This is a genomic window from Sphingobacterium psychroaquaticum, from assembly GCF_004421025.1.
Lineage (GTDB): Bacteria > Bacteroidota > Bacteroidia > Sphingobacteriales > Sphingobacteriaceae > Sphingobacterium > Sphingobacterium psychroaquaticum.
In genome coordinates this window covers 2,088,995-2,100,240 of record NZ_CP038029.1, presented here as the reverse complement: position 1 = coordinate 2,100,240, position 11,246 = coordinate 2,088,995, and the positions used below count along the sequence as shown (strand labels likewise).

9 protein-coding genes are annotated in these 11,246 nt (G+C 39.3%); 3 read left to right on the top strand and 6 right to left on the bottom strand.

From position 1 onward, the window contains the following. Window positions 1-5 precede the first annotated feature (5 nt). From E2P86_RS08825 to E2P86_RS08815, 3 genes are all read right to left on the bottom strand, one after another. Complete coding sequence (locus tag E2P86_RS08825) at window positions 6-563, bottom strand: hypothetical protein (protein ID WP_134432476.1); 558 nt, start codon at window positions 561-563, stop codon at window positions 6-8. A gap of 863 nt (window positions 564-1,426) precedes the next feature. After that, the gene (locus E2P86_RS08820) at window positions 1,427-1,936 is read right to left on the bottom strand and encodes an SgcJ/EcaC family oxidoreductase (protein WP_134432474.1); all 510 of its coding nucleotides are present in this window, start codon (window positions 1,934-1,936) and stop codon (window positions 1,427-1,429) included. Between the two features lie 115 nt (window positions 1,937-2,051). Next, window positions 2,052-4,361, bottom strand: coding sequence for a hypothetical protein (locus tag E2P86_RS08815; protein WP_134432472.1), 2,310 nt, complete (start codon window positions 4,359-4,361; stop codon window positions 2,052-2,054). 1,002 nt (window positions 4,362-5,363) lie between these two features. On the opposite strand from E2P86_RS08815, the gene E2P86_RS18185 reads away from it, so the two are divergent. Both E2P86_RS18185 and E2P86_RS08805 read left to right on the top strand, forming a co-directional pair. After that, on the top strand, window positions 5,364-5,516 hold the full coding sequence (locus E2P86_RS18185) for a hypothetical protein (RefSeq protein WP_159451838.1): 153 nt from the start codon (window positions 5,364-5,366) through the stop codon (window positions 5,514-5,516). 585 nt (window positions 5,517-6,101) lie between these two features. Then, on the top strand, window positions 6,102-6,818 hold the full coding sequence (locus E2P86_RS08805) for a CPBP family intramembrane glutamic endopeptidase (protein WP_206368011.1): 717 nt from the start codon (window positions 6,102-6,104) through the stop codon (window positions 6,816-6,818). Window positions 6,819-6,878: 60 nt separating this feature from the next. On the opposite strand, the gene fbp is transcribed toward E2P86_RS08805, so the two are convergent. The 3 genes from fbp to E2P86_RS08790 all read right to left on the bottom strand — a co-directional run bounded on the left by fbp (window position 6,879) and on the right by E2P86_RS08790 (window position 9,800). Next, complete coding sequence (gene fbp, locus E2P86_RS08800; RefSeq protein WP_085473011.1) at window positions 6,879-7,916, bottom strand: class 1 fructose-bisphosphatase; 1,038 nt, start codon at window positions 7,914-7,916, stop codon at window positions 6,879-6,881. Window positions 7,917-8,207: 291 nt separating this feature from the next. After that, window positions 8,208-9,173: a polysaccharide deacetylase family protein gene (locus E2P86_RS08795; protein ID WP_240775591.1), complete on the bottom strand. Its 966-nt coding sequence runs from the start codon at window positions 9,171-9,173 to the stop codon at window positions 8,208-8,210. A 144-nt stretch (window positions 9,174-9,317) separates the two neighbouring features. After that, complete coding sequence (locus tag E2P86_RS08790) at window positions 9,318-9,800, bottom strand: hypothetical protein (protein ID WP_085473010.1); 483 nt, start codon at window positions 9,798-9,800, stop codon at window positions 9,318-9,320. A 288-nt stretch (window positions 9,801-10,088) separates the two neighbouring features. Between E2P86_RS08790 and ychF the strand changes: the two genes are divergently transcribed. Then, the gene (gene ychF, locus E2P86_RS08785) at window positions 10,089-11,189 is read left to right on the top strand and encodes a redox-regulated ATPase YchF (RefSeq protein ID WP_085473009.1); all 1,101 of its coding nucleotides are present in this window, start codon (window positions 10,089-10,091) and stop codon (window positions 11,187-11,189) included. The last annotated feature ends 57 nt before the right edge of the window (window positions 11,190-11,246 follow it).

Here is an 11,246-nt window from a genome sequence, read left to right as displayed (position 1 = left end):
AAAACCTATTTATCCTTACCGATTTTTCTTACCAATAAGACTCTATCTTCCAAATCCTCACTATTGAATTGATTCTTAAGATCATTTGCAGATAATGTCACCTCGTCTGGATCATACTCCACCACGACATAGACTAAGCTTGGCATCTTGTCAAACAGGTCTTTTGGCAATTGATTCCTAGATGCTGCCTTAACAACGAGGAGTCGAACAGCCGATAACTTTGGATAAACCGTGGCGATCATCTGTTGCTGACGACCATCAACTTTAAGGACTTTGGAAATGAAATTCGGCAAGTTATCAACAAACTGCCCTCGCGGGTCAATAGTCGCTACGGGGTCGATCTGTTGATACAACTGCAATATATCTTTGCTACGTTCGTCCTGTGTGTTGCTTGTGAACTCCTCAAAAGAACCAACAACCTGCCCACGTGCGCTGGTGAAGAAAAAGAGAATAAAACCTAAAAAAATAATCGTAGTCCTAAGTAACCTATTGGTTGTGTCTGTAGCCTGTAGTTTACAGCCGTTGATGAGTACTAACATATGTCCTCCTTTCAATAATTTCATAAATACTGGCTGATGGAGACTTGAGCCACTGAATTAGAGTTCTTCAATAGCTCAACTGGTTATGCCTCTTCACAGCATACATTGGTTTTGTAGGTATCCGGCAGTGAGCCGAATGACTTAACCAAAGTTTGGAAATGATTTTATTGCTTAATGAAAATGTCTCGGAGACAAAACAACGGACATATAGGGTGGACAAGTACACTTATTAAAGTTGTAAAAAGCGCAAAAACAAATAACAGACTGAAAAACAGAGAATTAATAGGTTTTTTGAAACAAAAAATTTAGCGTAAATATGGTGTTTTAGGACAAAAACACATCAAAGAATAAACTGGAAGCAAAATAACACAAACCTTAACGAAAGCGTAATTTCTCAATGCAATAAAAAAATAAGAATGGTTCTCAATCCGAACTTGTTCCTAGTATATACAAACCTAAAATGAAACGAATCAGAGGCATAAATTTATCCTTTTATGTTGCTAAACAAATATACAACTATTTTCTAAAATCGCAGTTATAAAAACACCTTTAAGAAAATTTATTTCAAAATAAGAATAGTGGATTTTTTTAAGAAAATAAAAGCCATGAATAGCGGGACAAAAAAGGGACCTCTTCCTTGGTGATCTTCGCAAAAAAAGTATGGATATTTTTTTATCTCTTGGATTTATAACTAAATTTTTTTCGCAATATTAAAAACGAAAAAAACCAAATGTCCGCACTCAAAAATATTGTTTTACAATAAAAAAAGATCAATTTTCACTTAAATAAGGGAAAAGTAGAAAAATACGAAAATGAGACATTGTAAATCAATAAAAAGAGAAAAAAAAATCAGATAATATCTCTACTACATAAAAACTGCAAAAAAATTAATCTGTTTCGGGGACTTTATAGGAAGGGATATCTGTCTGGTTTTCTTTTAAAGGGCGATAATCAGTGGGGACTAAAGTCCCGTCTGCACGCCTTATATTGGTTTCTGCGCCAATAACTATGTCGGTATTTTGCGCAGAAACAGCTAACCATCTGTCCTGAAGACGTTGTATAACAAACAAAAACAAATTTTGCCGTAAACCGGCCGACTGTCCATGTCCACGCTGTCCTGCCAAGCGGAACCGTGCATGTACCACAGCGATTTCGGAACTTAACATTTTCACTTTTACTTTGCCTAGAGTTAGGTGTGATTCACCAAAGATAGCAGTTAAACCATACTCATGAGCCTTCTGTATATCTACTTTATTCTCCCACCAAATACCTACTACATTAATAAAATCAGCATCAGGAACAAAAAGATCAGCAATCTTATCGGCTCTACGTTCGTTCCAAGCTGCTGCGAACAATCTAGGGACATCTGCGGGTACTACTGCATTTTCTATCATCATATAAAGCGAAAAACGTAAAGATCTTTAAAATGTTTTATTTTTTCAAAGCAGGTAAATAATACTGTTTAAAGGTACTACTGTAAAAATACGCACCTATAAACAGCATTATCTTATTTTATCGCACTTGGTAATCCGAAACAATATGTTCTTCCGCATATTGAATAGCCCAAGCGATGGCATTTGCATAAACAAAACTATTGTATACCGTATTTCCTCCAGAATAGGGCTTTGTTTGTGGCAACCCTGTCGAGGTAATTCTCGCTGGGTATATTGTCGAAGAACCACTAGACGAGTTTCCGGCAGTCCATCCCGAATCTCCGACGTACAGATACCCCAAAGTACGATGCCTCATGATGTGTACCCGACTACGGTCGCGCTCATTAACGCCTAGAGCGATCATCGAGGAGGGTATATTGGTCACGTAATAAGAGTTATTTACATCCGAGCCCGTACCTTTTAAGCGCAAATCGCCGAAAGGTCCATTCAATACGGGGTCATCGACGTTTAATGTGGGGTTAAAATAAACCGAGCCAGACCCCGAAACAGAGACATTACCTCCAGAAATCCGGTTTATAAGATCCGCTGTTCCACTGGACGAATTTTCTTGTGAATGAATCAGCACCCCTCTTTTGTTTTTGACAAAATCTTCCAAAATAGAACGAGACTCCTCCCCTGGGGTATAGTTATAGCCTATAACAATGATGTCAATATTATTGGAGTTTATGGCGTTTCTTAGCGTTGCTCCTTCGCTTTCACTTGCATTAAAGATATTTAGACGTTGCACTTTAACCGTACCATTCGGTCCAAAACTATTTGAGTTTGCCAAAATGGCCCGCGAGGAATTACTGGCGCTGGAGGTTCCCGGCTGGTATACTCCACGCCCTATCCCGAGTATATTCATCGTCCGGTAAACGTACGTAACACGATACGTACAGGTGGTACTTCCAGAAGCACTATTCGAGGTAAGTGTATAGTTAAACTGTCCACCACTGATTGGTGTACCGCTAGCCTGCAGCACTACTTGTTGCTCTCCGGGTTGTGTAAATGTTCCGCTGCCCGTAAATTGAACACCGTTCAGCCAATTGGTCTCAATCTTCCATTCGCCTAAGTACTCAGGTCTAACATTTATAGTCATCTTATTCTCATCGGTCATCGGTAATTTTGGTCGATAACGTCCCTCAACTCCAATAGAGGCACAAGTCATCGTAAACGCCACAGGTTGCGGTTTAACTGGAACAGTAACATTACAGCTTGCAACGGCACCACCCGGAGTAGCCTTTATTTCAAACGGAGTATCAATACCTTCCTGAGGGGTTCCTGAGCCTATAAGTGGAATCACCTGTTCCCCTAGCTTATGCAATAGAATAGAACCTGAACTGAACTTGAAACCATTCACTGTATTCGTTTCCAATGTGGTATATCCGGTAGAAGTAACCTGTACTTTTACATTGAGCGTATTCGTTGCTCCCAACGGTACGTCATGCATATATGAGCCACCTACCTCAACGGCATCACAGTCAATAACGAAAGAAACAGGTGTGATCGGAACTGGGAAAGGGTCACAGGTCACGCTATTTTCGGCATTATCCGCTAGCGTAAACATATTTGGACTAGGTTCCCCCGTTACCGGTGTTCCCGTGCCTTGCAGCTCAACCCACTGTTCACCGGTTTCGTTGAATGTGCCATTTCCAGCAAAAGAGTAGCCATTTATTGTAGGAGTCCAGATGCTCCAATAACCTGGAACGATCACATTCACTAAAACACGAACCTTATTCCCTTCATCCAGTGGAACCCCCATCATGTAGTCGCCTACGACATTTATCTGTCCACAAATAAGGGAATAATCGACATTTGCACGACGCACAAACACAGTGGGGCTACAATTGGTCACCTCGACGCCATTAATCTTTATGGTGAGCACATCGCCAGGATCCCCTTCAACGTATCCCGTTCGTGGAGTACCCATCCCAGGAAGATACAACGTGTAGTTCCCTGCATTTGGAAAAGTGCCACTTACCATAAAATAATAACCATTTTCCGTAGAGGCGGCAACCTCGTATGTTCCGGCCTGATTTACCGTTACAGGAACTTCCAAGTAATTATTGGCATCCAACCCAATCCCTTGTGTTAAAGTACCACCGACTTTAACCTGATCACAATTTGATATACGCATTACAGCGGGAGGAGGAGTTCCACAAATACTTAACCAATTTTCTGTATTGGCTGCCCAGTAGTTAAAACAGTCAGTACTGATATTGTAAATAAGCATGCCATTCGAGCGATCTACTAACGGAATGGCATCCCGCTGCGCGGTCGTCAAACGAGACACCAATAGTCCTTTATTTGTACTTTCAAGCTCTAATAGTGCTCCTCTAAATGGTTCAAAATCGGTATTAGCTACCGTACCGTCTTTAATCTTTGTCATGCGTGTTTGGCCATGAACAAATGACCCTCCAATGTGGAGTAAAAGAAAAAACTGAAGAAGAAGATAGGAAACTATCCGTCCATTCCGGGATGTCCACGTATTCATATGCATTTTATTATTATAATTTCCGTTTTATTATTATTCATTACACTGTCTGAGGCACAAAAAACCCAGCGAATACTTTAATACGATCGCCAAGTAATCAAAATTTCTAGAAGTCTGTGGGAAATCATACATACCACTGATAATCAACGATATCAATGTAATATAGACTGCCCTTCTACTGTGATCTATTGTTCGTCTCGCACCTACGAGCAAACTTGGATATAATCGGTATGTACAAAAAAGCTATAATTTCTCATAAACAAAATTTTAAATAACTTGGTTTAATAGTCTTTTCGCAATGTAGCACTTTTTGACCGTCAAAACAAAATATAAATAAACAATAGAATAAAACAAACAAATAATATTCTTAAACATTACGGATAACCCAAATTTAAGTACATGTATAGCATGACAACACAGTGTATACCATAGAAAAAGAGGTCATATTAACCGTCAACGTTAAAACGGTTCACGGTGACTTTAATACGCTTTAACCACTTTTTTGGCTGTAATTACAATTTTCACCTCTAGCGCTAGGTTTCGCTACCATACCTATGTGCAAAAAAGTATAAGTACACCTACAAATGGAGTAACGTGCACATTTATGGAAGGGGATTCACAGCATACCACACAGTTCAGGCAAGAAAATATATTGACTAACAAAAGCAATAATTGAGACGCATGTCTCCGCTTCCAGCGTAAATACACCGAAAATCAAAATTGGAAGTTTCTCCTCCAACATTCTTCTATAGCAAGCAAAGGGGCTGAAGTAAGCCTAGGTGTTAACAAAAAACTATGGAATGAGAAGCTAACATTCAAACTTTCGATGAGTGATCTTTTTTTTACAATGGCATCTTTAAAGCAGAAATTCTAGGCGACCTGAACCAACATTCTACGATGAACTTCCGTACAGACTTGCGTGTCTATAAGTTTAGCTTTAGCTGGGAGCTTGGTAAAGCTGGCAACAACAAACAGCAACCTTCAAATAGTGATGCCCATCCTATGCCCCTACACAATAAATCGAAATTCAATATAAAACCAGGTGGATAAAAGCGTATTTCTTTAAAAGAACAAAGGGATTACTGTTGCAGTAATCCCTTACAAGAATATAATTGTGTTAACGTATAACCAAAATTGTCACCTTAGGCAGGAACTATCGAACACACAAGCGGCAACCGATCGCTAGTCGATAAAGCTCTCGAGCGTGTTCCGTTGCTTTTTGACCTGAAGAAAAATTTCCCAAATATGCTCTGTTCACTTCCGTTGGAAGCAAAACACAATGTTCACTATGCACTTCGTAATCTCCGTTAACATATGCATTAATATTTATATAATACTTCTTCATACAGGCAGGCCCACATTATCAAAAATAACCATTCATTAAACAATATCCTTACGGGAAACCGTAACCTATCGCTTTTTTAAGAAATTCTTTTCAAAGGTGTCTCACAACAGTAAAACACCTTCTAAATACAACAACTAATTAAACAACCTAAATTTTTATAAAGTGTAGAGATGAAATCTCTATTCACACAAATATCTTAAAGAATCTAATAGAGGAACGCCCAAATAAGACAGCATTATATCGAGTTAAGTCAAAAAACAAGATCCGAAAAATAAATAATTACATTTATAGTGGTATTTTTATTTGAAATAGAATTAAATATGCTTGGGCTTTGCATCATTCTTATTCTTTCCGCGTTACTTTTATGGATTCTGAAGCGTAAGAGTCTTACTATTTTAGGCTTAAAACCGAATCAAGCCCGATCACGAGACTTTTTAATCGGGTTTTGTTTATCGATTCTTTTATGCACTTTCTACCATCTACTAAAAGCAGGTATAGCTAAAAACACATGGCTATGGAATCCAGAGCTAGACACTATCGCAGTCGGGAACGGAATCCTATGGGTAGTAAAATCTGTACTATTCGAAGAACTTCTTTTCCGGGGAGTGCTCTTATTTTTAGTTATTGAATATATGGGTTGGCGTAAAGGTTGTTTTATTTCTGCTATGATGTTCGGAGTGTACCATTGGTTCTCCTATGGCGTTCTAGGATTCCCCATGCAGATGCTTCTTGTTTTTATTAGCACCGGACTAATAGGCTGGGTTCTAGCCTTTGCTTATGCAAAGACAGGGACACTCTGGCTACCAATTTCTTTGCATCTCGGATGGAATCTATGCCATATTATATTATTTTCCAACGGTCCATTAGGCGCTATGATTTTGACACCTGCGAATGCAAACAAACCCGAAGGTATTCCTTCCCTCCTTTTGTTTATATTTCAACTTTTAGCATTGCCAGCCGCAGCATTCCTCTATGTAAAATGGCGTACGACGAAAACGAAATTGTAATCCCAGTCCATTACTATTGTCTTATCGTCGTACGCCTCTCTAGTGACAAAACGCTCTATTTTAAACCTTTCGGAGGGACGGTAATGTTACCTGCTCTTCATGTCCCGCATAAAATTCCTCCACCTTCTCCACCATATGTTTACTACCAATTACAATGGATGTTCGCTGATGTAAGTGCGTTGGTTTAATTTCCAGAATTCGTTCTACACCAGAAACAGCCTTGCCCCCAGCCTGCTCGATAATAAAAGCAAGTGGGTTGCACTCGTATAAAAGACGTAGCTTCCCTTGCGGATAACTCTGCGTCTCTGGATATAGGAATATCCCTCCGATAATCAATGTACGATGCAAGTCTGCCACCATAGAGCCTATGTATCGTGACGTATAGGGTCTATTGGTTTCACTATCCTCCATTTGACAATACTTTATGTAATCTTTGATATACTGCGGAAACTTAAGGTAGTTACCTTCATTCACTGAATAGGTCTTTCCATCGAGAGGGATTTGCATTTCGGGATGAGACAAACAGAATTCTCCGATTGAAGGGTCCAATGTAAAGCCATTTACTCCTTTCCCTGTACTATAGACCAGCATGGTTGACGAGCCGTAGATCACATATCCCGCGGCAACCTGCTCACTACCATATTGCAGCACCTCGTCCATCGTGATAGGACGATCGGTATGCTTGCGTCTATATATAGAAAAGATAGATCCGACCGATACATTTAAATCTATATTCGAAGAACCATCTAGCGGATCGATACATACAATGTACTTTCCATTTTTGGAAACGCTATGTCTAGAGAGGTCAATTCCCCCTTCATGCTCTTCGCTAGCTACATAACAACACTCCCCTCCTTTGGTCAGTGCTTCAATAAACTGCTCATCGGCATAGACATCCAACTTCTTTTGCGCTTCACCTTGAATATTTTCAGCGCCGTATTCACCAAGGATATCAGCCAGTCCAGCTTTGTTCACTTCTCGGTTAATAATCTTCGCCGCAATCCCTATATCACGCAGGAGACGCGAGAGCTCTCCTTTGGCATAGGGAAAATCATTTTGTTTTTCAATAATAAACTGACCTAATGTTTTTAACGACATGAATAATGAAATATAAAGGATTAAATGGATAGAGACGGGGTATCATGCTATACTGAACAGCTAAAATAAAAGAGAGTAAGACAGCGCACAATTGAAAACCCAACACTTTTTTAGTAAAAAATATAAGACAAAGCTAAGCAAGATAAATCAATTAAAAAACTGATTCACAGCTTATTGTATTTTTTACACTAAAACATCTAGCTGACAATGAATACGTTAAAGGCCGTAATTTTTAGCAATTGTTGCTAAAAATTACGGCCTTTTGTAAGTAAATACCTTAAAATAGAGAAATTAGTAGCGGAAAGGAAAATCCCGCATAAACTCAAATTTATAGTCTGTTGTCTTTTGTATTGTATCAATAAGTGATGACAATAAAGCTTGTCCCTTCTTATTTTGGAACATATCGTCATGCATAAGCAACACCACATTATTGGGTTCTTGCGATGTTTTATTATTCATATAATTACGCAAGCGGTTATAGATTTCGGTAACAGACTGTAAAGGTTTACCTGTTAAACCATGAATCTTCCACTCGACATCCCATCCATAAATCTTGTATCCACTGCCATACAACATGTCTGCCGTACTAGCACCGCTTTGAAGATCTATACGACGGATATCATCATAAATCCAAATATTACGTCCAGGAAGACGAATGATTTTGTGCTGCAATTTCAAATCTTGCTCATTCTTTGCAAAATCATCAAAAGCACTTACTGGATTACTGTAAAAAGTGGTAAACTTGTTATTCGCATGCGTGTAGCTGTGGTTATAACACTCCACCAATGGGTTGTCATAATACTTCTGAAAATCGCGTTTCAATCCTTTCGACATGTTAGCATGCTTACCTACCAGAAAAACATTGATCTTAATATTTCGAGCTTTGGCTATCGAGTCAATAGCAGCACTTCCACGTAAAGGACCATCGTCAAAGGTAAAATAAATATGCTTGGGCAATTTGTCGAGCTCTCGACGTACAGAATCCTTTATACGACGCTGCTCCATCTTTGCCTGTCGAATGACAGAATCTTTTTTGATGACACCGACGGTATCAACTTTCTGCTTTGCAGAATCTTTTAATCGCGTTGCAAGTTTTCCTTTCGCTAAGGTATCTTGCTTTGCTTCCGTTTCCAAAGCGAGGGTATCTTGGGGGCTATGTGCGGCCTTCGAATCCATACTTCCTTGACAACCGACAAATATATTCGCTGCTAATAAAAGGCCGCCCACCATGGCCTGACCTCGCATCCCCTTTAACATAACACTGTTTTTTTATTCTTATGCAAAAGTAGGACATTACTTCAGCAAACGCAAAATTATTAACCTACAAATGTAAAGGAAGCAACATCACAAGGGACTTGCAACAGCGCTGTTTCAACGCGTTACAAGTCCACTTTTTATTCTTTAATCTCGTCGTCCACGGTCGTAATGCTTTCTGTGTTTTTCATACGCCTTACGTTCGTGCTTATCTCTCTTTTTCTCGTACTTTTCGTATTTACGATGGTCTTTATGATAGTCTCTTAGTACGTGTTGTGAATGATTATGCGCATAATGTCCGTATTGCTTTTTATAACGCCCGTGATGATGCCACGGATTCCGATCATTAATAACAACCTTATATGTGCGATATAAGTCTACACGTCCATATACACGTGGCAAAGAAGAGCGTGTGACCCATCTATTCCCTTGATAATATGTGTACTTACGACTGGAAACATCATAATAAACATCAATTTCCGGTATGTAATAATAACGAACATAATCATACCCAACCGGCCCCCACTGTGGTTGAGCCCCAATATTAACACTAACACTTAGTTGCGCCTGTGCCGGCGTGACAGCCGTAAATAATCCCATTACCAACGCTGCGTAAAAATACTTCTTCATAGTTCCCTCCCTATTTAATTTTTCATGTGCTTTTCAAAGGTATTACCCTAGTTTCTGTGATACGTTTAGACCTCAAAGGACGGTACCGACATCTTATACATTAGGCGCGCCGTATAGCGATATCTTTGGTGGTATGACACCAATAATGCGCCGAAGGATTAATTCCAAAAATGTTAAAATTTGTAAAATTTCAGCCACAAAAACACCATAAAAACTGTAACACATTAGAAGAACGATATATAAGGATTTTATATTATCTTTGTGCGATTTTAACAAAATTCCAAATTAATGGCTTTACAATGCGGCATTGTCGGTTTACCTAATGTTGGTAAATCAACTTTATTCAACTGTTTGTCCAATGCGAAAGCACAAGCGGCAAACTTTCCATTCTGTACGATTGAACCCAATGTAGGTGTTATCACCGTTCCAGACGAACGTCTAAATAAATTAGCGGAATTGGTAAACCCACAACGTATCGTACCCAATACTATTGAAATTGTCGACATCGCTGGTTTAGTAAAAGGCGCTTCAAAGGGCGAAGGTTTAGGAAATCAGTTTTTGGGAAATATCCGTACTACCAATGCGATTATTCATGTTTTGCGTTGTTTTGATGACGGAAATGTTATCCATGTCGATGGTTCAGTAGACCCGATCAGAGATAAAGAGATCATCGATACAGAACTTCAACTAAAGGACTTAGATACTGTTGTTAAGCGTATCCAAAAAGTGGAGAAGATGGCGAAGACTGGGGGGGATAAAGATGCGAAACGCACGTTTGAAATCTTATCCATCGTAAAAGAGCACTTGGAAGCTGGAAAATCAGCTAGAACGGCGGCCATTGAAACAGAAGATTTTGAGTTTATAGAAGATTTAGCATTACTAACTGTAAAACCTGTTTTATACGTATGTAACGTTGACGAAGCGTCTGTAAACACAGGTAATGCTTATGTTGAACGAGTAAGAGAAGCGGTGAAGGACGAAAAGGCGGAAGTCTTGATTATTTCAGCACAGATTGAGTCGGAGATAGCACAATTGGAGTCTTATGAGGAGCGCCAGATGTTCCTTGACGATTTAGGTCTTGATGAGTCGGGTGTGTACAAACTTATCCGTGCGGCCTATGCACTATTGGACTTAGCCACTTATTTCACTGCGGGAGTACAAGAGGTTCGTGCATGGACCATTGAAAAAGGATTTACCGCTCCGCAAGCAGCTGGTGTGATCCATACAGATTTCGAAAAAGGGTTTATCCGTGCGGAGGTTATCAAATACGAAGACTTTATTCAATATGGATCCGAAGCAGCAGTTAAAGAGGCTGGAAAACTTTCCGTAGAGGGAAAAACATATATTGTTGAAGATGGAGATATCATGCACTTCCGTTTTAACGTATAAAACAAATTAAAAGTACGATATAAAAAAGGCTACGATGGTAGCCTTTTTTATTCCCCC